The following is a 22,610-nucleotide window of genomic DNA, read 5'->3' on the forward strand; positions in this document are numbered from 1 at the left end:
ACGAAATATCTATTGGGTTAACTCCCCTTTATAATTTAAGGAAAAGGAGAAATTATGGCAGTAAATGCTTCAATTTTTGAGATAATGGGACCAGTCATGGTCGGACCATCAAGCTCTCATACAGCAGGAGCTTGCAGGATAGGCAATATAGCCAGAAGAATGGTCGATAGAAATTTCAATGAAGTAGACTTTTATCTACACGGTTCTTTTGCCAAAACCTATAAGGGACATGGCACAAACAGAGCTTTAGTAGGTGGAGTTTTAGGCTATGAGCCAGATGATGATAGGATAATAAATTCATTTGACTATGCAGATCAAGCTGGAATCAAATACAACTTCTTAGAAACAGACCTAGGCGATGTACATCCTAATACAGTAAAAATAGTCTTCAAATATCCAGACAGAAGCCCACTAGAAGTCCAAGGTTCTTCTATAGGTGGTGGATCAATAGTAATAACCAAGGTAAATGGCAATCCTATCGAATACAACGCCACAAAGCCAACCCTCTTTATGTCTTATGGCGAGCAAAAGGGAGTAATAGCCTTTGTATCAGGCGTGCTATTTGAGTATGGTTATAACATTCACATGATGAAGACAATCAAAGATGGTGACAATGTAATGTTAGTTTGCGAGCTTGATGAACCACTCAAAGAAGGGGTTCTAGAGGAAATCAGAGCAGGCAAAGACTTCACCTTCTTAAAATATATAGAATAGGATAGAAATATGCTTACAACAATGAAATTACTAAAAGAAAGATGCGAGAATGAAAATCTCAATCTTTGGCAATTAGCTATAAAAGATGAAATAGAAAACACAGGCAAGACTGAAGAAGAAATATTTGCTAGACTTCAAAAGACCTTAGATGTTATGAAGGCATCTGCACAGCGTGCCTTAGAAGAAGACGTAAGAAGCGTGACAGGCATGACAGGCGGTAATGCTAAGAAGATGAACGAATACTTTCTAGGCGGAGAAAGTGTCCTAGGAGATACCCCATCCATAGCCATGGCCATGGCCCTATCAACATCAGAAGTTAACGCAGCCATGGGAAGGATAGTAGCAGCACCAACAGCAGGCAGCTCTGGAATAATCCCAGCTACCATGATGACCATGTACAAAAAATATGGCTATGACGACAGGAAACTAAAAGAAGCCCTCCTAGTAGCAACCCAAATAGGCCAGGTAATATTTGACAATGCGACCTTTGCAGGTGCAGAAGGTGGTTGCCAAGCAGAAACAGGATCAGCAAGTGCTATGGCAGCAGCTGCAGTATGCTACCTTAGAGGTTATGACATCCAAACCCAAGAAAATGCCGCAACAGCAAGCCTACTAAATATCATGGGCTTAATCTGTGACCCAATAGGCGGCATGGTAGAATTCCCATGCAACCTTAGAAATGCTAACGGTATAATGAACGCCCTAGCAAGTGCCGACATGGCAATGGCAGGCGTGGCAATGTTTGTAAGCTTCGATGAAGCTGTAGAAGCCATGAAGAGAGTAGGAGATTCCCTACCAGAAAGACTTAGAGAAACAGGCGAAGGCGGTATAGCAGTTTGCCCATCAGCCCTAAAACTAAGAGATAAATATATAGACAACCCAGAAAAGGGCCAAACAGTAGAAAACGAAGCTAAACACTAAAAAAAGCCAGAAGCTATATGCTTCTGGTTTTTAGATTTCTATATTAAATTCCTTTATCCTACAATGCTTTTTAAAGAGTTCGTCAAAAGACGACCACCCGTCATTTGCGCTCACTAGTATATCTCTAGATAGGTTAAATTTATAAATTTTAAGTTTTTCTAATTTTTCTTCAGAGTCAATCCAAAAAGGACTATCAACCTCATAAAATAAGTAGAAGTCACCCTGTAGAACATCACAATAATCGCAGCAATTGCTTATTGATGAAGTGTGAGTTGTTTTGGAATATCTATTTTTATAATTGTATTTTTGTCTGATTAGTTTATAAAGTTTTGATGGAATAGGGTCTATGGGACCAACTATATGCATGTCAAAATTATTTTTTTCACATAACTTTATATCTCTTGCAAATTTTTGCCTGTCATATTTATAATTATCATCTTCTAGATACTTATACATGGCTAGATATTTATCAAGACCAAAACCTATTACTCTGGTCTGTTTATGGCATCGAAAGCATTCCTGAAATCCTTGGATTAGGTATAGATTATCTAAAACTAGGATATTATCATCTCCCATAAATTCCATAAACTTAGGGTAATCTTTTCTATCTTTTACATACCATTTTTTTACATTAGGATTCCATTTAGCCCCTAAGGCTTTTGCCTTGTCTTTATCTTCATAAGATACATTTAAATAAAGCATAATATTTTCCTAATCTAATTCTTTAAGGTGGGCTTTGGCTAGTCTTATATATTCTCTAAGGACCTTAATCCTTGCGTATTTCTTTTGCTTGCCCTCTACAATTATCCATGGGGCATAGGCTGCATTTGTTCTTTTTAGCATCTCATCCATGGCAGAAATATAGGCATCCCACTTATCCCTATTTCTCCAATCTTCATCGGTTATCTTGTAATTTTTATCAGGGTCCTTTTCCCTGGCTTCAAAGCGATTTAGCTGCTCGTTCTTATCAATCACAACGAAAAATTTAATAATTAAGCTGCCATGATCATAGATTTCCTTTTCCATATCGAGCATTTCTCCATAGGCCCTGTCCCATTCATTGGTCTTAGCAAAGCCTTCAACTCGTTCAACCATAACCCTTCCATACCAAGACCTAGAAAATATTCCTACATAGCCATCTTGGGGGAGCTTTTTATAAAAACGCCAGAGATAGTTGTGATCTAGTTCTTCCTTGCTTGGGGCGGATATACCATGGACTGTATAAAGTCTTGGGTCTACTTCTTTTATAAGCCTTTCAATAGCCCCATCCTTGCCAGCAGCATCGACTCCTTCAAAGACAAGGACTGTTGAAATACCCTTTTCGTAATATTTATACATGAGTTTGGCAGCCTCTTCCTGGAGATCATCCTTGATTTTATCATATTCTTCATCACTAATAATCTTGTTTAGGTCAAGATTTTTTAGAATCGACTCAGTTTCTTGATAAGACCTTTGGGTATTTTTGCTATCCTCTCTTTGCCTGATAACTCTCTCAAGACCCTGGCTAAGCCTTTCTACACCTAGGCCTAAGACCTCCTTGGCGGCAGCTTTCTTGTCATTTGAATCTATAATATCCCATGGAGAATAAGAAAAGCTAGTCTTCTCCAAAAGCCTTGCAAAGTGGTCTTCGTACTTGCCATAATTTTTCTGCTGGGCCTGGTCCAAACCATCTATATAAAAATCCTTTTTGACTGATTCTTTAAGGATTTTTATCCTTTTTTTCTGTTCTTTTTCATCTACATTTAGGAAAAATTTAAGAATTATTGTCTGATCATCGAAAAGTGCCTTCTCCACTTTTTTGATAGAATCTATCCTTTTTTGAATTTCCTTACCAGATAAGTCTAGATTTTCAAAAATTTTGTAATAAAAAGATCTGTCGAAGACCTTGATATGGCCTTTTTTAGGAATGTTTATCCAAAATTTCCTTATAAATGGATAAGTATCATCTAAGGCTTCTTCCTTGTCAAAGACTTCTACATCATAATTTTTGGCGGCAAGCTCGCTGACAAGCTCTTTAATCACATAGCCCCTACCAGAAGATTCCCAACCATCTACAATAATAAGCATTGGAATATCAAGATTGGAACAAATCCTAGCCATACGGGCAAAACGACGAGCCAAGTCCCCCTTCTTAAAATCCTGAAATTTTAAATCTTTTCTAGTTGAAATTTTATTAGCCATAGGTCCCTCCTCATAAGTATCTTTTAATATTTTTACCCGTTTTTTAGCTTATTTATTAAAAATTTATGATACAATCGAAGGAAAGGCAAGACATGTAAGAAATAAAGATTATTTTACATCCTTGGCAGGTTCGTGGATTGTGACAAATTTAAGTTTGTTAGCATCGTCCACATCATATTCAAGTATAGCACAATTTCCTAGGTGACCTGGTTTGTCCCTTTGCGGATTATCCAAGGTTGAAAGGACGTGAGTCCACATGGCACCAGCGTGGCTTACCATAAGGATGGTCTTGGCAGAAGACTTTTCAAGGATTTCTTTGATTGTCCTACTCATTCTAGATGCAACTTCCTTATCGTTTTCGCCACCCCAAGGCACGAAGAAATCTTCGTGGGTCATTTGGTCAGGGCGTCTTGGTACTTTTTGGAGGATTTCAGCTTCACCTTCCATCATGCCAAAATTCCACTCTTTAAGCCCCTTGACTCTTTTGTAAGGGATGTTTGTTATAAGCTCAAGTGTATCACAAGCTCGCTCCTGGGTAGATGAGTAAGCCTCATCAAATTTTATATTGTTTTCCTTAAAATACTCCCCAACCTTTTGAGCTTGTCGGATACCAAGGTCTGTAAGTGGCGAATCACACCATCCTTGGGTCATGCCCTTGAGATTAAAAAGTGTTTGTCCGTGTCTAACTATATATAATTTTCTCATAACTCCTCCTATAAATTTTTCAAAAACAAAATCATTTGGCCAATAGCCATAATAGACTCTGGAAATTTTGGATAGCAAACGGGAAAGACGTGACCGAGAGCCTGGTCTATTCCTTTCCCAAAGTCAGCAAATTCATAAAAGGCGCCTCTATTGTCTAGATAATCCCTAAGTTCATATGAATGGTCCCTGATAAAATCTTCCTTGCTAGTTTGGATAAAAATTGGGCAAGGACTTACCTTATCAAAAATTTTAATCATGTTTTTGGCATAAGTTTTTAATTCATCATGGTCTAAACCATCTATTACAAAGTCATTGATTGTAGAAAATGATCCGTCATCTGCAAGCCTAGTCATAGGGGAGATAAAGACCATGCCGTCAATTTCAATCTTTGGGGAGAAAATCCCAAATAAATCTTGAAGTTCGCCACTATTTATGATTGCAAAGGCAGCCATAGCCAAATAGGCCCCTGCTGAATCAGCGCTTATAAAAAGCTTATCCAAACTTAGGTCAAATTTCTCGTGATTTTCATAAATAAAAGAAATACCATTTATAATATCAGAGATTTGCTCCTTAAGACTCACTTGAGGAATCAACCTATAATTAAGTCCTGCGACATTAAAATCAGCTCTGGCAAAGTCGATGTTCATATTCTTATCTAGCTCTTTTCTCCCATAAACAAGGCCACCGCCGTGGATATTTATGATGGTAGGCAGGTCCTTGCCATAATTTTCTTCATTATAATAAATATCAAAAAGGTGAAAATCATTCCCATCATCTATATAAGCAAGATCAGATTTAACTATCACCCCATCTGTGGGATAATTCTGCTTAGCAAGTCGCTTTCTGTCATTTGTATCCATGTCATTTATGATTTCTTCTAAGCTGTGGTTTGGGTAGAGGTCTTCGGTCATTTAGTAATTCTTCCTTTCATTTGCATTAATTTTATCATCCTTTAAGAAAAATATTTCATATAATAGAAATACCGACAAGATAGCCCCTATACCAACAAATACTCCGGTTAGGCTAGTAAATCCTGTGATTTTCTTAATAGCCATAAGGCAAAGAGGGGCGATGAGCATGCCCAGGTTATTGGCAGCAAACAAGATCCCGGTGGCCTTGGCCAGGTGCTTGCTTGCCATATGGTTTTCAAGATCTCCCACCAAAAATGAAATACAAATCGATTGGAAAAATGTAGCGATTCCAACCCCTAGGACCAATAAAATTATAGATTTATCTGTAATCGAAATTATCAGACTCCCAATAATCACCATCAAGGTCGCTAGCCTTAGGGTCTTTTCTTTAAAAATCTCAAAAAATTTACCAAAGGCAAGTCCGCCAACCATGCCAATAAACATGATAGCCATAGTGTAAAAACTAATAGACTTGCCAAGGACTCCGTTAGCTGCAAGGACTGTTGGAAATCTGAGGTTCATAGCATTAATTGACATGATAATTGCTAGGGATAGGCCTATGTAATATTTGTAAACTCCATTGGCCCTAAATTTCGACTTATCATTCTTACTTGAGATTTCAATCTCTGGGACTGATGTTAAGAAAAATATAAGTGGAAAGAGGGCTAATATATAAACTGCAAAGGAGTAGTAAAAATTATTACTACCAAAGATTCCAGCGATGAAAATAGTAAGGATAATGCCAATCATCTCAAAGGCACCCCTAAAACCCAGTAACTTGGCCTTCTTCTTGCCTGAATTAAAGAAGCTTATATAGGTAGATGAATTTGCAGCATAAATCCCAATGCCAGCCCCTAAAATTAGCCTATTAAGGATAAGAGAGACTTGGTTTTTAAACAAGACAGGGATAAGACCACTAACAATTATAAGGCTTAGGCCCCAAATAGTTGTCTTTCTTATACCAAATTTTTCGCTGATATTGCCAGACATCACTAAAAATATAGTCCCAGTTATGGCATTTAAACTAAGCATGAGCTCTACTGAGCTTATAGATATGCCAAGTTTATCTACAATATTTGGAGCAAACTGGTTTATAGCTATTGGAGATACGTGATAAAGAGCTAGAAATAAGGTCGCCCAATCCCTTCTACTTATTTTTTCCATTACATATAGGATTCCTTTCTTTAGTCTTATTAGTATTTTACATTTTTAAAGAGTAATTAAAACCTCCACAGCTAAACCATGTAATTTAATATTATCTATTAAATAAAATTTTGTAACTATCCATGGTTATTTTAACAAACGTTAACAATGAATGTAGAAATAAGTGTAATTGACCATAGTTTCAACCTATTATATAATTGGGTCAAATAGATGATCTATTATTTAATCTTAGGGAGGTGATATAATCGAAAGACAATACAAGATACTAAAAATTCTATCTAATCATAATGAACCTATTTCATCTAGAAGATTAAGTGATTACTTGCAAGTGTCTAGGAGAACGGTTTTTAAAGACATCGATAGTTTGAGAACAATAGCAAATAGATACAATATAGATATTGTTAATATTCCTTCGAAGGGAATCTTGCTTAAAACAAATGATACTGAAAATATTATAAATTTAGAGAAAAAGATTAAAGGAAGAATAGATAGTGATAATTACTCTGTCGATAATAGGAGAGTTTACATTATCAAGCAGCTTTTTTTAACGAATAACAATCTAACCTTAGAGAGTTTATCTGAAGAATATCTTGTAAGTAAAACTTCAATTTATAATGATATAAAGGTTATTAATAAAGTAGTAGAAGGATATGGATCAAAAATAGTTTCAAATACATCAGGAATTGAGTTAATCGGAGACGAGCTAAATATTCAACGCTCTTTAATAGAGATAATATTTCATTATTCAGACAAGATTTCATGCTTAAGTTCCATAAATAAAGCCCAGTTAGCATTTTTTGATGAAAATATAGTTAATAGCATATACGAAGAATTGTTTCTTAATAGTAAAGGTTTGATAGAAAATCTCCCTGATTACTATATTCAATCATTCCTGACATCTGTATTTACCTTATGTTCTAGAGTTAAGATAGGATGTCATATTGAAGATGATTTTAACTATAATAATCCTGAGTTTGAGGATAGTGAATCAGAGACAGTCAAAAGTTTTGTTAATTTCTTAAAAGATGAATTAAAACTTAATTTAGAGACTAAAGATATCACATATCTTAAAAAACAACTTTATGCCCATAGGTTGGTAGATAAACAAATAGGAGATAGAACTGATAATTCTTTTATAGTAAATAAATTTATTGGAAAGGTTAGCAAGATTGAAGGAGTCGATTTTAGTAATAATAAAGAGTTGGTTAAGGCGCTTTCATATCATATATCAGCTATGGTTGAGAGATTAAAACTAGGTATTCATATACAAAATCCTCTTTTAAAAAGTTTGCGTCAAGAGTATAAAACCTTATTTAGTATAATTTGGTATTCAGCTAATATATTGGAAGATTTCTTTAAGATAAAGATGAATGATGATGAAGTATCTCTGATTTTAATATATTTTCAAATCCAGATAGAAGCCTCGAATAAGTCTAATAATATTTTAGTAGTATGCCAATATGGAGTTTCGTGTGCTCAGCTTATATATAACAAAGTAAAAGGATTTCTTCCAGAAAAAGATAATTTATCAGTAAAAACATTGGATGATTTGAGTAAAAGTGATTTAAGTGATGTAGATTTTATTATTTCATCTATAAATTTGGACTATTTAAATTTAGATATACCTTATGTTTTTGTTAATCCTGTAATTAATAATGATGACTATATTAAAATAATATCTGAATATACAAAAATATTTAGTAAGGGACATCAAATAAGGAAAGACAAGATAAGTAGTGAAAATATAAATAATATAGACATTGCTCAGTTAATATCTTTAGAAACTATATTTCTGAGTAAAGAATTTGAGAATAAAGAAAAATTAATCGAATATGTTGGCCATTCATTAAAGAAAAATAAATTTGTTGATGATTCTTACTTGAAGTCTATCTTTGCTAGAGAAGCTATAGGAATTACAGCATTAGAATATGGGGTAGCTTTACCTCATGCAAGCCCAAAAACAGTTAATAAAACACATATAGCAATATGTACTCTAAAGAGTCCTATCGACTGGGACGGGGTCCCGATATCATTAGTTATTTTCATGAATTTTGAAGATGATGAAGAAGAAAATATTCGCTATATAGTAGATAAAATATATAAAAAGATAAACTCGAAAGAGAAAGTCAATAAATTGGTAGGATGTTATAGCCCTAAGGAATTAATAGAAGAAATTAGAAGTATATGAGGTGAATATGTATTTTAATAAGAAGTTAATAAATACTTTTGTAAGCGTCAATAGTCAGGATGAGCTATTTAAATTTATGTCAGATTGTTTAAGTAATAGCGGATGTGTAAAAGATTCTTTTTATGATGGAATAGTAAGTAGAGAATCTGAGTACCCAACAGGAATACAAATAGGAAATGTTGGATTTGCTATACCACATACTGATTCAAAACATGTTTTGGAGTCACAAATTTGTTTTGCATCTTTAAAAAAACCAATTGATTTTGCGGACATGACAGATGTTAATAATAAATTCCCTGTAAATTTAGTATTTATGCTTGCTATGAAGGAACCTGGTGATCAAATAAAAACTTTACAAAAATTAATGGAATTATTTGCTAATGAGGAAGTTATAAATTTTCTTCTAAAATCAGATAATAAGGATGAAATTCTAAATATTTTAAAAGAAAATGGAATTGACTAAAATATAGTTTAATAAGGAGGATTTAATGTCAGTTTTAATTAATTCGTTTCAATGGTTCATAGGTCTTGGATCAAATGTTTTTTTACCAATAATAATCTTTATTTTAGGAATTATTTTTGGTTTAAAACCAGGAAAGGCCATAATGTCAGGCATAACAGTAGGAATTGGTTCGATTGGTCTTGGACTAGTATTGAATTTGTTGTCAGGTAGTTTAGGAAGTGCAATTCAAGAAATGGGAAATCATTATGGTAGTTCTCTTAATATATTAGATATAGGTGTGGGAGTTGGAGGGCCTTTAGCTTTCTCTACATCTTTAGGCTTGATGATGATACCTATTTCACTTGTAGTTAATATATTGTTCGTATTTTTGGGTTTAACTAGAACTTTGAATGTAGATATTTGGAATTTTTGGTTTCCAATATTTATGGGAATGATTACTCAATCAATTACAGGTAATTTTGCGTTTGGTCTAGTAGGTGGAACTGTTGCAGTAATGATTCAATGGTTACTTGCAGATATAAATCAGAAAAAAACTAGTGAATTTTTTGGATATCCTGGTATAGCCATAAGCCACATGATGGTTAATTCTGGTGCAATAATTGCACGTCCTTTAAATTGGGTTTTTGATAGAATACCTGGTCTAAATAAAATTGATCTTGACGCCGAATCTTTAACTAAAAGATTTGGGATATTGGGAGATACTGTTTTTATAGGATTAGTTATAGGTGCAATAGTTGGTATTTTTGCTAAATATGATGCAGCTAAGATCGGAAATCTTGCTATATCTACAGCGGCGGTAATGAAAATAATGCCTAAAATGGTTGCGATGTTTATGGAAGGCCTTGGACCAATAGCAGAAGCTGCTTCAGATTTTGCTAATAATAAATTAGGTGGTAGACAAGTTAATATAGGAATGGATGCTGCACTAGTAGTAGGACACTCTGCAGTTATGTCTACATCAATATTACTAGTTCCAATTTCTTTGGCTCTTGCATTAGTATTACCGGGTAATCAAGTTTTACCTTTTGGAGATTTAGCATTTTTCGCATTTGCTATAGCGATGATGGTTCCTTTCTTTAAAGGAAACGTTATTAGAACTGTACTAGGAAGTGCTATATATGTTGTAGCTTGTCTATATTTATCAACATGGTTAGCTCCAGTAATGACAGATGTATTTAATTTAGCTAGTTTCGACGTTGGAACAGCAGGATTGGTTACAATGCTACTCGCAGCTTTATGGCCAGTTGTTTTATATGTATTAGCTTTAAAATATTTAGGAATATTTGGAGTCGTAATAATAGGAATATTAGTAATACTAATAATGTATTACATCAACAGGGTTAAGAAAATTTCTTATTTTCAATAGAATATAAAATTTAAAGGAGATAAAAATGAAAAAAATATTAGTAATTTGTGGAGCCGGTCATGCAACATCAACAATAGCTGTTTCTAAAATAGAGAAGTGGTTAGAAGATAACAATTTGGCTTCTGATGCAAAAATTTATCAATCAAAAATAGCTGATGAATTAAATAAATTTGATGATTATGATGTCGTTGTAAGTACAACAGTTGTTCCAGATTCAGTAAAAGAAAAAGTAATTAATGGTGTTGCTTTATTAACTGGTGTAGGTAGGGATAAGGTGTTTGAACAAATACGTAAAGAATTGGAAAAATAATGATAATACATGATTCTATTAAACTAGAAACAGTTGCAGGAAGGCCATCCTTCCATGATATAACAGATAATATTAAAGATATAGTAGATCAAAATTCTATAACAGACGGAATAATTGTTATATCAAGCTCTCATACTACTTGTTCGTTGTTTTTTGATGAGGATATGCATGATAGGAATTATTTTGGTGATGACTTTTTACATGTTGATATAGCTGAAATGATGGAGAAAATCGCCCCACCAATGAGGTCAGAGGGCGATTACCATAGCCCTGGAGAAAAACATATAGAGTTTGGATTAAATCTAGGTGATTCGGAATTTCCACCAGAAAAATGGACTATGCTTAATACGGATGCTCATCTAAAATCTTCACTATTTGGCAGCAATTCGATGACTCTTATAATAAAAGATAAAAAAATTTTGCTAGGGAAACTAGGCAAAGTATTTTTTATTGATTGGGACCAGTTGCGAGAAAGAAATAGAAATATAAGCATCTTATTATTAGGTGAAAAAAATGGTTGATATACTACCTTCAATTTTAAATAGTGATTTTTGGAATATTAAAGAAACATTAAATACTCTAAATAAAAGCGAGATAAAAGAGATCCATATAGATATAATGGATGGAAATTTTGTCGAAGATATGGCGTTTGGGCCAAAGTTTGTAAAAACTATAAGAGAACATACAAATCTGAAATTAGACTTACATCTTATGGTAATGGATCCTGAAAGAAAAATTGAAAAATTTATAGAAGCAGGAGCTGATAGTATAACTTTTAATTTTGAGAGCACTTTTAATGTTATGAATATTATTCAAAAAGTAAAAGAACAAAATAAAAAAGTTGGTATAGCTATTAGCCCTCACACATCAATATCCAGCATAGAAGCGATTTTACCCTTTGTAGACCAAGTTTTAGTTTTAACGATAAAGCCTGGTACCCCAAATTCTCATATAATTACTGAAATGTATGGTAAAATTAAGGAATTACATGATATAAAAATTATAAAAGAATACTCATATAGGATTATGGTAGATGGAAAAGTTGATGATAAAACACTTGGACCAATACTAGAAAGCGGTGCTGAGGCTGTTGTGTCTGGTGGATATATTTTTAAAAATGAAAAAATATTATACAACATTGAAATATTAAAAAAGATAGGAAAAAGCTATGGATAATCAGCCTTACTTAGAATTAATACAGAGCGAAATTATTGAATTTTGCAAATCAAATACTCTCTTAAATTTTGAAGAATTATCTAAATATTTTAAGAAAGATAGAAGGATATTCGTTGGTGGTGTCGGAAGATCAAGTATGGCAGCAAGAGGATTCGTAAATAGACTTGTTCATTTAGGATACTCTGCACATTTAATAGGAGAGATTAGCACTCCTTTAGCTAGAAAAGATGATGTTGTATTACTTATATCTAATTCAGGAAATACGAATTCACTGTATACCATAGGAGAAAGGGCAAAAAAAGATGGAGCTAAAATATTAAGTATAACATCCAATAAAGATTCTAAAATTTTTCAAATTAGCGAAGATTCATTGGTATTAAAGGATGTTGATAAATCAAATCAGCCTATGGGTAGTTTATTTGAACAAGCAGCTTTGCTTGTGACTGATGCTTTCATTTTGTTTCTAATGAATCTAAACTTAGAAACATCTGAATCAATGAGGAAAAGACATTCTAATTTGGAGTGATACAAATTTTATCTTGTGCTAGAATATATCGTTGTTTAAGATTAATAAATTATAGTAATTTATCAAACAAATTATTCGATTTAACATAACTTTATCTATGGTGAAATAAATAAGAGATACCTGATTATTATTTTTAGTTCTTTAAAACTAGTATTAATTAAGTATCTCTTTTGATTTAAAAAGTGCAAATAAAACACCCCACCGATAAATGACCTGAACCCCAAAATCCGGAATACGGATGGAGGGGTTTCTGTATGCCAAAATACACAAAAGAATTTAAAGTTAAACTAGTAACGGAATATTTATCAGGAGGCTTTGATAACTTATCAAAAAAGCAAAATCCAGATAAATTCACTAGTGAATTTAAGCTATCTGTAATACAATATAGGCAAATCAATAATATCTCATTCAGACAAACCGCAGAGCACTTTAACATAAGCAATGGATCAATAATATGTAATTGGGAGAGAGCATATAGACAGCGTGGTTTATCTGGACTAGAAGATAACAGAGGAAGGCCTAAAAACGACATGACTAAATCAAATAAAAAGTTTAAACTTAATACTCCAATAAATGAAAGTGAAAGAGAAGAATTAATAAGATTAAGAGAAGAAAATAGACTTCTCAAAATGAAGATAATCTACGAAAAAAAGCTACAAGCCTTGCTCCTGGAAGAGGAAGCAGAAGCAAGGAAAAGACAAAGATAATCCTCAAACTTCTAAAAGAAAATCCTCAAAGCAAAGTAAACGAATGGCTAAAAATAGCTAAATTACCAAAATCATCATACTATGAATGGAAGATAAAATTAGAACAACCAATAGATAAGGACAAAGAAATCAGAAAAGAAATAACAACCATAGTAGAAGCATCAAAAGGTAGATATGGCTATAGAAGGGTGACCCAGGTATTGAAAAATAAAGGATTTAATGTTAACCATAAAAGAGTTTTAAGGATAATGAGGGAAGAGTCCTTGCTATGCTCTAAATTTAAAAGTAGATCAAGAAAATACTCATCATACAAGGGACAAATAGGTAAAGTAGCAGACAATGTCGTAAATAGAGAATTTAAAGCAAATAAACCAAATCAATTATGGCTAACAGATATAGGAGAACTTCTTTGGAATACTAAAATAAGAAATGTTTTATGGTGAGGATTTTAAAAGTTATGATCATTTGAGAAATGAGATTAAAAAATATATAAAATGGTACAGTGAAGATAGGATTAAAACAAAATTAAACGGAATGTCACCTGTTATGTACAGATTACATTCCGCTTAAAATATTATTAAATTATTCCGTGTTTACGGGTTCAGGTCAAAATTAGTGGAGGTGTAATTTTTATTCTAAATCTTCACCATTAGAAGCTATTACTTTTTGTACCAATTAAAAGATTTTTTCTTAAATCTCTTAAGGCTGCCTTTTCCTTCGTTATCAAGGTCTACGTAGATGAAGCCGTATCTTTTTTTATCTCACCTGTGCATGCTAATACTAGGTCGATTTTGCAAGTACTTTCTTAATGATAATTGGATAAAGTAGTAATTTAAATAATATTTATGGGTATAAATACTATTAAGATAGGCTTATTAGGGTAGAAATATATGCTAGATTTATAATTTTTTTATCAAGATTAATCACATATTAATTACTATTGGAAAGGAGTTTAAAAACGTTTTTTTATAAGATTTTATATCTTTTTAATCTTTGCCTGATGAGCCCTCCATCAAGAGAAAAACTATTGATGGAATTTAAAATTATTAGGAGGTCTTATGTTTAAGTATTTACAAAAAGTCGGTAAGGCTTTTATGCTACCTATAGCCTTATTGCCAGCAGCTGGTTTGTTGCTTGGTATAGGTGGTGCCTTATCATCTCAAGCTACAATTGAAGCTTACCCATTCCTTGCCAATAACTTTTTACAAGCAATTTTCAAGGTAATGGCAGGTGCGGGAAATATTGTCTTTGCCAACTTAGCACTCTTGTTGTGTATAGGAATTATGGTTGGCTTGGCTGACAGGGAAAAGGGCGTTGCCGCCCTAGCAGGTGCTGTAGGATTCTTGGTTATGAATGCTACAATAGCTACCCTTCTTTCAATATTTGATCCAGAAGGCAAGGCTATCGACACTGGTGTAGTTGGAGCCCTAGTTGTAGGAATTATTGCGGTTTATCTTCACAATAAATACTACAAGGTCCAATTGCCACAATTTTTAGGATTTTTTGGTGGATCAAGGTTTGTTCCTATAATTACATCCTTTGTGGCTATCTTTGTCGGTGTATTTTTCTTTATAGTTTGGCCACCAGTCCAACAAGCCCTTATAAGCGCTGGAGAATAAATTGTAGGGGCGCAAAAGATATTTTTTGCCCAACTTGCAGACCCTAACCATGTCGGTCTATATACCGAAGGAACAAGATTCTTTGCAGGAAGATTTTTAACTATGATATTTGGTTTGCCAGCAGCAGCCCTATACTATTTCTCATTTAGGTTTTTAATCACTAAATTTGATATCAAAACACCAGGTAGGGGCGATGAAGAAGCAGAAGAAACAAAAGTAGAAACAAAATCATCAATTAGAGATGATGCGGTAGTAATATTAGAAGCCCTAGGCGGAAAAGAAAACATCCAAGATGTCGATGCCTGCATCACAAGACTAAGGATCAACTTAAACGACGTAGACAAGGTTGACAGAGAAACCCTAAAAAGATTAGGAGCAACAGGAGTCCTAGACGTGCCAGGAGGTGTACAGGCAATCTACGGTGCCAAAGCCATCTTATATAAAAATGAGATAAATGATATCCTAGGCGTAGATGATTAGTTAAATAATCTAACATAAAAAACCAGGCCTTGTGTGATTTGGTAAATTTTAATCACACTGGCCTGGTTTTGATTTTTAAATTTTAACTTTGAAAAAATCTATTTACTTGTTCGAAGTTTTTAGTTATTCATAGCTTCTGCTTGTTCTCTACTTACTTTTTCACTTATCTTCATGAATGGTAGATATAAGAGCACACCTATGACTATTATCACTAATTGAACTATAATAGCTCTGAAATCTCCACCGGTTGCTAAGAAACCATTTAATAGTGGAGGAGTTGTCCATGGAACAAGAACTGTACATTTATTCATAAATCCAATTGCTGTCGCAAAGTAGGCTACTATGATTCCTATAGCAGGAGTTAATACAAACGGAATCATCATTGGAAGGTTGAATACTATTGGGAAACCAAATATTACTGGTTCATTGATATTAAAAATACCAGGAGCAACTGCCAATTTGCTTAATTCATTATATTGTTGATTTTTTCTGAAAAAGATGAAAGCAGCGATTAATAAGCATATTGTTGATCCTGTTCCACCCATCATACCGAAAGTTGGTACAAATGTTGAGTTTATTATATGAGGTATTTCTTTTCCTGCAGCAGCAGCGGCCATATTTTCGTTCATATTAACGAGTAATAGAGGTTCAAGTATTGTACCATTTACTACTGTTTGGTGTATACCAAATGTGAATAAGAAGTTACCAAAACTGTATATAAGAACAGTACCTATTAATGATGTATTAATCTTTCTTAGAGGCTCTTGTATCATTGTTGTTATCAATGTTATAAGATCTGTTTTAAATGCTGCGTATAGTCCAAAGCTAACTAAAGAGAAAATTATAATTGTTAACATAGCTGGAATCATATTATTGAAAGATGCGTTTACTTGAGGTGGAACATCTCCGCCTATGTTTACTCTTAATTTGTCTATTTTAGAGAGTCTTAGGTAAATCTCTGTAGACAATAGTCCCACTATTATTCCGGCAAACATTGATGATGTGCCTAGGTTTCCGTATGTTAAAATTCCACCAGCTTCAATTTCTGTACCGTCAGCTGCAGCTATTTTTAATGTTTGAGGCATCATTACTATTAGAGCTGCTATTGCAATCATTACACATGTATAAGGGCTCTTATAGCCTTTATTTCTTGAGAGTGTATATCCTATTATTCCGCAAAGAATTAGACCGGAAACATTTAATGTAGCATTTGCTATAGACACTGCCCAATACCCAGCGGTTTGTAAAGAACTTTCACTTAAAATTTTTGGAAATATTACAGAGTTTATTAATACTGCAAGACCTGCTAATATAAACAAAGGCATCATTATAGCGAAAGCATCTCTAAGAGATCTAAGGTGGACTTGTGCACCAAATTTCATGGCGGCTTCTGTAAATTTATCCATGAAGCTTCTTTTATTATTTTCAGTCATTTTTTGTCTCCTTTAATATATTTTGATTAAATATGGTTTTAAAATACTCAAAACTTTTCTTTTTTATTCTTCTTAAATCTTTAAGGTCGTGGTTATCTCTATTAACATAGACAGCTCCATACCTCTTATCCATATCGCCTGATGAAGAAGGTATATCTATGAGACCCCAACCAAGGTATCCTATGCATTCAACCCCTTCTTTCATAGCTTTTTTCATTTCTTTAATATGGTTATCGTGATAAGAAATTCTTTCATCATCTTCGATAAATTCATTTTCAGGTAATTCTTCTCTTAGGCCCAAGCCGTTTTCAATAATAAAAACAGGTAAGTTTGAATCAGCAAAAATATTCTCCATAGATATTCTTAGACCTACAGGGTCAATTTCCCAATTCCATTCGCTTCTATCTACAAATTCATTATCAATTACTTGATCCATTTTTAGAGTGTTGAAATCTTTACAGTTTGCTTTTACAGTTGTTGATTGATAATAACTGAAAGATATAAAGTCAGATTTTAATTTGTCAAATACAAGTGAATCTTCTTCTGTGTAATCGATTTTGATTTTGTTTTTTTCTAGATAATTTATGAAAAATTTAGGATAATTTCTTCCACTGAAAACATCTAGATATAACTTACTTAAAAATCTATCATATTGATTGGCTATAAGAACATCTTCTGGTCTACTGCTAGCAGGATAATAAGGTGAATGAGCAAGCATACCACCAATTTGTAAATCTTTATAATTGTCGTGAATGTAGTTAGCGATTTCAGCGTGTCCAAGCAATGTATAGTGTTGAATATTATAAATATTTTCTAATGTGTGTTCTTTTTTGCTTCCTGCAATTTTAAAGCCCATATCCATTGTATATAGATTGTGTTCATTAAAAGTTATCCAGTATTTAACTTTTTGATGAAATCTATCTACAAGAAGTTTACCATATTTTACAAATTCATCCTTAACATGTCTTGAAGAGAATCCATCATATTTCTCATATAAAGCTAGAGGCATATCAAAGTGGTAGAGGCATATCATTGGATCTATATTGTATTCTATTAACTTATCTATTAATTTTTCGTAGAATGCTAGGCCTTCTTCGTTTACCTTTCCTTCTCCTTCTGGAAATACCCTTGACCAAGAAATCTGAAACCTATAACAATTCATTCCCATTTCTGCCATAAGTTTTATATCTTCTTCATATCTATGATATTCGTCTATAGCTACCTTCCAGTCACTTGTATTTTCTGTAGCTTCTCTAATATCATATACTGATGGCCCTTTGCCACCCTCATTATAAGCTCCTTCTGTCTGCATTGAAGATGTAGAGTTACCCCATAAAAATTTATTCATTATACTTCCTATCCAATCTTATCTGTTATTAACTTAGCCATCTTTGAAACACCCATAGAAGTAGGGGAGTAAGCATCAAATCCTACTTGAGCTATTTCTTTCCCTTTTTCTTCAGCTTTTTTGCTATATTCATTAAACAACATCCTTACTTGTGGGCTTACAAGAATCATATCATATTCAGGATTTTCGAATACATCTTCTGCATCAGCTGTGGTGGTAGAATCAACATGAATATCAAAACCGTTTTTTTCTAGATATTCACTAGCTTTTTTAGCCATCATTGAAGAGCTCATTCCAGCATTACATAGTAACATAACTTTTTTCATTTATCTTCCTCCATTTTTTGTAGTCTTTTATAAAGCTTTATCATTCTATTTGTGTTCTCCATAGCCATTGTAGCCATGGTTAAGTGGTCTTGTGAATGGATAAATATTACATTTATCTCGTTTTTTTCACCATTTGCTTCGCTAGTTAACATATCTGTTTGAATTTTATGGCATTCAAGAAATTGCTTTTTAGCTTCTTTTAATAAGTTTTCAGCTTTTTCAAAATCATAATTTTCTGCTGCATCCATAGCTTCACTAGAAAGTGATCTAGATTCTCCAGCGTGGACAATTATTTGAAATGCTACTTCATACATTTTTTCATTATCCATTATTTATCCCTCCAAAAATATTTTTTTAAACTCATCTATGTTAGTAACTTTTGATGATTTTTCTATTAAATTATTATTATTTAGATAATTTCCTAGCTTATCATAGTATAAACTTAGGTCGTTCCTATCATTTCCTATTATTAGAGAGTAAATTACCTTAACTCTATCATCGTTCCATTTGATTTTTCTTTTAGGAATTAATATTATAGAGAAACTTTTTCCCTCTACTTGTTGTAAAATATGTGGTAGGGCGACATTACCATAAGAAGTAAAGGCTAGCTGTTCTCTTCTTAGATATTGTTCTTTAATAAAAGAAACATCTATTTTAGTTTTTTGAGCTACAAGATTAGACAGGATGTCTAAAGCGTGATTCATATCTTTAAGTTCAATATCTTTTAAGAATATAGAGTTATTAAATATGTTATCCAGTTCATTGTAGTCATTTATATTAATTGCATCATCTATTTTTATAAAGTCTTGTTCCTTAAAGATAATATCCACATATACAATTGGTGTATTAGTCTTTTTTTTGATTGGAACTGACGATACAATAAAATCAAAATTATCAAGATTATATAGATTCAGCTTACTTAGGTCGGTTATACTTAAGTTTGAAATCTGATTTTTGTATTTTCTCTCTATTTGCGTTCTCATAATTTGCGCCGAGGCATTTCCTGAACCACAAACTATTAGGATATTTCTTTGTTGGAAGCTATTATTCTCCATAGCACTAGCAATATGAAGTGCGATATAGCCAATTTCATCATCTGACACGCTAGTATTATATTTTTGATTTATTGGATCAATTGCAATACTTGCTAGCATAAATGCTATTTGATTTTCTTTAATATCAGAAAGAATTGGATTTTTCATGGTTAGTCCATATCTTAATCTTTCTATGAGTGGACCAAGATGGAGGGCTAGTGCAAAAAATAAATCGATATTTGATCTAAAGTCGTATTTAGTTACTTTAAAAATTGTATCAATCATTTGTTGCGATAGTTCAGAAATTTCTGGGGACACTTTCTCATAATTTGTAACAGTATTTTTGCTGATTAGATGCATAGTTAAGTATAAAATTTCATCTTTTGGAAATTTGATCTCTAATTTTTCTGAAAGCTCTTTTACTACAATATTTGCAATATTGAATTCTTCGTATGATACAACTCGTTTGGATAATTCATTAGATATTTCTATATATTTACCATCTTTGATCCTAAGTATAGAAATATATATGTGGATTACTAGATTTTTGAAATTTACATAGGGCATATAAAAAGATTCAGGAAAATCTATACCGTCGATTATTGCTTGTATTCTTATAAAAAGCTCTTTATCGGCATCTTTACCAAAGATATTTGGATCTTCACCTATTTCGTTTCTTATTGCACGCCTTATATCTTTTTCATTTCCTTTAATTTTCATACCATAATATGGTTTGCTGATTAGATTAATATTATAAGCAGTTAGTAATTTTCTAACTTTTTTTATATCTTTATTAATCTGTGATGCTGACACATAGAAAATATCAGCAAGTTCCTGTTGTTTTATAAAAGAATTTGAAAACAGTAGTAGCTTCAATATGCTTTCTATACGAAATTCTTTGTTTGGGTTTTCTTGATGGAAGTAGGCGTATTTGTACCAATCGTGTTTTAAAAAGTTTTTAAATTTTTCTTCATCTAAAATTCTGAATTGGTATCCTTTTCCAGGTTCTGAATCTACTATCGCTCCCCTTTCTTTAATGTATGAATTAAGAATTCCTATTTCTTTTTGAACAGTTTTAGAGCTTAATTCAAGTGCGGCTCCTATCTCTTCCGAACTGTGAAAGTTATAGTCACTAGTTAGAAAATCGAAGACTTCTTTAGTTCTTGTTTCAATCATTTCATCACCCTTTATGATAATTATATAAAATATCATTACAAACCTCCACTCAAACATTTTCCTTATACTTATGGAAGTTTCTTGTTTCGATTTTTTAGTAATTAAATATTTATTAATTTACGGAAAATACTAAGAGATTAATTAGTCTGGATTATGAATGAGTAAGGTATCGCTTATTATCTTTAAAATTAAATCTTGGTAAATAGGCATCAAAAAAAGGAAAGTCCTATGACTTTCCCTTTATAAACTCTTATTTTATTAAATCGTCTTCTTTAAATTCGGTTTTTACGCCGCCTTCTTCTACTTCGATTTTTATTTGGTTACGTTCTTCTTCGCTTAGACCTTCTTTTTTGATTTCTTTTCTTACGGCTATGTCTTCTGCTATAAGTTCCATTTCTTTTCTATCTAATGGATAGAATCTGATGGCTATCATGGTTACTACTAAGGTCGCAAGTATTATGCCCATGATTATTAGGCCGCCCTTATAGATTGCTGGTGTTAGGGCATCTCCTGGTTGTGGATAGCCGTCTGTGTAGCCTATGCCTGCTACTACCCATCCTATTACTACTGGAGCTAGGGATGAGGCTATTGAGTCTGTTAGGGAGAAGATTGTTCCTATTAGACCTGGGGCAAATTTGCCTGTCTTAGCTGTTACATAGTCTGTGATGTCTGCTGACATGGTTAGTACTATTGATGTTGGATATTTTAGGGCTATTGTTGCTATTATCCAAAGGCCGATGAAGATTAGTGACATGCCTTGGAGGCTTGATAGGACTCTTGTATCTGGTGTTACAAATAAAAGTCCGATTACTGCTGCAAGACCAATTGTAGCAATTGATACTGCAGTTTTGTAGGAGGTTTTGAGGTCCTTCTTTTGAGCTAGTCTTGTTAGGCCAAATACAAATAGTAGTTGTGGCACTACTATCCAAGCTGATACATCGCCTGCTAGCATGTAGTTACCTAGAAGGATACCAAAGAATATTGCTAGGAAGTTTTGATCTCCTACCATTGTTGCTGCAAATTTGATCATGGCTCCACAGAAGGCAAGGACTGCTAATGGCTTGTTGCCTTTAAGTACAGAGAAGTATTCTTTGAATGATTGTTTTTCTACAGATTCTTCACCAAGACCGAAGTACTTAACGTTATCTTTTCTTCTGATACCAAACATGGCTAGCACTGTAAAACCAAAGGATACAGCACATAAAAGTGGTAGGAATCTGCCGTAGAATTCCATGTTGTATTCGCCTATTTGGGCAAATAGGTATCTGGTTACAAATAATTGTCCACCTGTAAATACTACTAGGTTGAAAATTGAGTCAAAGACTGAAAATAGTGGTCTTTGAGCTGGGTCGTTTGTTAGGGATGCTTGAGCAGCCTTTGTTACTGTTTGTTGGAAAGAATAGACAATCTTGTGGAAGATTAAGCCTATAAATAGGGCTACTACTGTTGGAATTGGCATCCTATGTATGTTAAATAAGAATACAAATGATAGGATAAGGCCGATGTTTGATAATAGCATGATAGGTCTGTAACGTCCCCATCTTGTGTTGATATTATCGATTGCTGTACCTATAGCTGGGTCAATAAGTCCATCAAATAATCTGGCAAGTCCAAGTACGCTTGCTATAAGTACTGTTGTCATGCCTGCAACACCTGTTGCGTAGAAGCCTAAGAAACCAAAGGCGAACAGGTAAAAGTTTGATGCACTGTTGTTTAGTGAAAATAGTGCGATTTCCCACATCTTGGCTGTGTGGTAGGTCTCGGTTTCGTGACCGTCGACGTATAATTTTTTCTCGTCCATTTTTTCTCCTTAATAAATATTTGCGGTTGGTATATGTATGATAGCTAAAATCCTAAAATTA

Annotated in this window: 25 protein-coding genes and 1 pseudogene; 14 read left to right on the forward strand and 12 right to left on the reverse strand. The window is 33.2% G+C overall.

Annotated features, from left to right (window positions below):
- Window positions 1–54: 54 nt before the first annotated feature.
- Window positions 55–714: an L-serine ammonia-lyase, iron-sulfur-dependent subunit beta gene (sdaAB, locus tag RRB46_RS04950; protein WP_106461174.1), complete on the forward strand. Its 660-nt coding sequence runs from the start codon at window positions 55–57 to the stop codon at window positions 712–714.
- 9 nt (window positions 715–723) lie between these two features.
- Window positions 724–1,635 carry an L-serine ammonia-lyase, iron-sulfur-dependent, subunit alpha gene (sdaAA, locus tag RRB46_RS04955; RefSeq protein ID WP_297688960.1) on the forward strand — a complete coding sequence of 304 codons (912 nt, stop codon included), beginning with the start codon at window positions 724–726 and terminating at the stop codon, window positions 1,633–1,635.
- Window positions 1,636–1,665: 30 nt separating this feature from the next.
- Here sdaAA and RRB46_RS04960 read toward each other — a convergent pair whose 3' ends face one another.
- The 5 genes from RRB46_RS04960 to RRB46_RS04980 form a co-directional block, all read right to left on the reverse strand.
- Window positions 1,666–2,337 carry a DUF5710 domain-containing protein gene (locus RRB46_RS04960; RefSeq protein WP_311537723.1) on the reverse strand — a complete coding sequence of 224 codons (672 nt, stop codon included), beginning with the start codon at window positions 2,335–2,337 and terminating at the stop codon, window positions 1,666–1,668.
- A gap of 9 nt (window positions 2,338–2,346) precedes the next feature.
- Window positions 2,347–3,816, reverse strand: a complete 1,470-nt coding sequence (locus tag RRB46_RS04965; protein WP_311537724.1) for a hypothetical protein — start codon at window positions 3,814–3,816, stop codon at window positions 2,347–2,349.
- Window positions 3,817–3,924: 108 nt separating this feature from the next.
- Window positions 3,925–4,521: a histidine phosphatase family protein gene (locus tag RRB46_RS04970; RefSeq protein WP_311537725.1), complete on the reverse strand. Its 597-nt coding sequence runs from the start codon at window positions 4,519–4,521 to the stop codon at window positions 3,925–3,927.
- A gap of 8 nt (window positions 4,522–4,529) precedes the next feature.
- Entirely contained in the window at window positions 4,530–5,432 is a 903-nt protein-coding gene (locus RRB46_RS04975; RefSeq protein WP_311537726.1) for an alpha/beta hydrolase, read from the reverse strand.
- Window positions 5,433–6,596, reverse strand: a complete 1,164-nt coding sequence (locus tag RRB46_RS04980) for an MFS transporter (protein ID WP_311537727.1) — start codon at window positions 6,594–6,596, stop codon at window positions 5,433–5,435.
- Window positions 6,597–6,858: 262 nt separating this feature from the next.
- On the opposite strand from RRB46_RS04980, the gene RRB46_RS04985 reads away from it, so the two are divergent.
- The 10 genes from RRB46_RS04985 (at window position 6,859) to RRB46_RS10630 (ending at window position 13,902) form a co-directional block, all read left to right on the forward strand.
- A complete protein-coding gene (locus RRB46_RS04985; protein WP_311537741.1) occupies window positions 6,859–8,784 on the forward strand; it encodes a PTS sugar transporter subunit IIA in 1,926 nt (641 codons plus the stop codon).
- A 7-nt stretch (window positions 8,785–8,791) separates the two neighbouring features.
- Window positions 8,792–9,247 (forward strand): PTS sugar transporter subunit IIA, encoded by a 456-nt coding sequence (locus RRB46_RS04990; protein ID WP_311537728.1) that lies wholly within the window; start codon window positions 8,792–8,794, stop codon window positions 9,245–9,247.
- Between the two features lie 25 nt (window positions 9,248–9,272).
- Window positions 9,273–10,613 (forward strand): PTS transporter subunit IIC, encoded by a 1,341-nt coding sequence (locus tag RRB46_RS04995; protein WP_311537729.1) that lies wholly within the window; start codon window positions 9,273–9,275, stop codon window positions 10,611–10,613.
- Window positions 10,614–10,638: 25 nt separating this feature from the next.
- Window positions 10,639–10,923 (forward strand): PTS sugar transporter subunit IIB, encoded by a 285-nt coding sequence (locus RRB46_RS05000; protein ID WP_311537730.1) that lies wholly within the window; start codon window positions 10,639–10,641, stop codon window positions 10,921–10,923.
- A complete protein-coding gene (locus tag RRB46_RS05005; RefSeq protein WP_311537731.1) occupies window positions 10,923–11,444 on the forward strand; it encodes a YjbQ family protein in 522 nt (173 codons plus the stop codon). The genes RRB46_RS05000 and RRB46_RS05005 overlap by 1 nt, the downstream gene beginning before the upstream one ends.
- Complete coding sequence (locus tag RRB46_RS05010; RefSeq protein ID WP_311537732.1) at window positions 11,437–12,099, forward strand: ribulose-phosphate 3-epimerase; 663 nt, start codon at window positions 11,437–11,439, stop codon at window positions 12,097–12,099. The genes RRB46_RS05005 and RRB46_RS05010 overlap by 8 nt, the downstream gene beginning before the upstream one ends.
- On the forward strand, window positions 12,092–12,625 hold the full coding sequence (locus RRB46_RS05015; RefSeq protein ID WP_311537733.1) for an SIS domain-containing protein: 534 nt from the start codon (window positions 12,092–12,094) through the stop codon (window positions 12,623–12,625). The genes RRB46_RS05010 and RRB46_RS05015 overlap by 8 nt, the downstream gene beginning before the upstream one ends.
- Before the next feature lie 254 nt (window positions 12,626–12,879).
- Window positions 12,880–13,332 carry a helix-turn-helix domain-containing protein gene (locus RRB46_RS05020; RefSeq protein ID WP_311537734.1) on the forward strand — a complete coding sequence of 151 codons (453 nt, stop codon included), beginning with the start codon at window positions 12,880–12,882 and terminating at the stop codon, window positions 13,330–13,332.
- Window positions 13,333–13,460: 128 nt separating this feature from the next.
- Window positions 13,461–13,775 (forward strand): IS3 family transposase, encoded by a 315-nt coding sequence (locus RRB46_RS05025; protein WP_297689069.1) that lies wholly within the window; start codon window positions 13,461–13,463, stop codon window positions 13,773–13,775.
- Window positions 13,762–13,902, forward strand: a complete 141-nt coding sequence (locus RRB46_RS10630) for an IS3 family transposase (RefSeq protein WP_366938110.1) — start codon at window positions 13,762–13,764, stop codon at window positions 13,900–13,902. The genes RRB46_RS05025 and RRB46_RS10630 overlap by 14 nt, the downstream gene beginning before the upstream one ends.
- Before the next feature lie 60 nt (window positions 13,903–13,962).
- On the opposite strand, the pseudogene RRB46_RS10635 reads toward RRB46_RS10630, so the two are convergent.
- Window positions 13,963–14,122 (reverse strand): annotated as a pseudogene (locus RRB46_RS10635) (family 1 glycosylhydrolase); the annotation flags it as partial.
- Window positions 14,123–14,390: 268 nt separating this feature from the next.
- On the opposite strand from RRB46_RS10635, the gene RRB46_RS05035 reads away from it, so the two are divergent.
- Window positions 14,391–14,951 carry a PTS transporter subunit EIIC gene (locus tag RRB46_RS05035; RefSeq protein WP_311537735.1) on the forward strand — a complete coding sequence of 187 codons (561 nt, stop codon included), beginning with the start codon at window positions 14,391–14,393 and terminating at the stop codon, window positions 14,949–14,951.
- Window positions 14,952–15,053: 102 nt separating this feature from the next.
- On the forward strand, window positions 15,054–15,431 hold the full coding sequence (locus RRB46_RS05040) for a glucose PTS transporter subunit EIIB (protein ID WP_296127396.1): 378 nt from the start codon (window positions 15,054–15,056) through the stop codon (window positions 15,429–15,431).
- Between the two features lie 119 nt (window positions 15,432–15,550).
- Here RRB46_RS05040 and RRB46_RS05045 read toward each other — a convergent pair whose 3' ends face one another.
- The 6 genes from RRB46_RS05045 to RRB46_RS05070 form a co-directional block, all read right to left on the reverse strand.
- Window positions 15,551–16,864, reverse strand: a complete 1,314-nt coding sequence (locus tag RRB46_RS05045; RefSeq protein WP_296127398.1) for a PTS sugar transporter subunit IIC — start codon at window positions 16,862–16,864, stop codon at window positions 15,551–15,553.
- A complete protein-coding gene (locus RRB46_RS05050) occupies window positions 16,857–18,212 on the reverse strand; it encodes a glycoside hydrolase family 1 protein (protein WP_296127400.1) in 1,356 nt (451 codons plus the stop codon). The genes RRB46_RS05045 and RRB46_RS05050 overlap by 8 nt, the downstream gene beginning before the upstream one ends.
- Before the next feature lie 8 nt (window positions 18,213–18,220).
- Window positions 18,221–18,538 (reverse strand): PTS cellobiose transporter subunit IIB, encoded by a 318-nt coding sequence (locus RRB46_RS05055; RefSeq protein ID WP_296127403.1) that lies wholly within the window; start codon window positions 18,536–18,538, stop codon window positions 18,221–18,223.
- Entirely contained in the window at window positions 18,535–18,867 is a 333-nt protein-coding gene (locus tag RRB46_RS05060) for a PTS lactose/cellobiose transporter subunit IIA (RefSeq protein ID WP_296127405.1), read from the reverse strand. The genes RRB46_RS05055 and RRB46_RS05060 overlap by 4 nt, the downstream gene beginning before the upstream one ends.
- A gap of 3 nt (window positions 18,868–18,870) precedes the next feature.
- Window positions 18,871–20,784: a transcription antiterminator gene (locus RRB46_RS05065; RefSeq protein WP_296127407.1), complete on the reverse strand. Its 1,914-nt coding sequence runs from the start codon at window positions 20,782–20,784 to the stop codon at window positions 18,871–18,873.
- A gap of 214 nt (window positions 20,785–20,998) precedes the next feature.
- A complete protein-coding gene (locus RRB46_RS05070; protein WP_296127408.1) occupies window positions 20,999–22,549 on the reverse strand; it encodes an MFS transporter in 1,551 nt (516 codons plus the stop codon).
- Window positions 22,550–22,610: the final 61 nt, after the last annotated feature.

This window comes from uncultured Anaerococcus sp., from assembly GCF_963512375.1.
Classification (GTDB): Bacteria; Bacillota; Clostridia; order Tissierellales; family Peptoniphilaceae; genus Anaerococcus.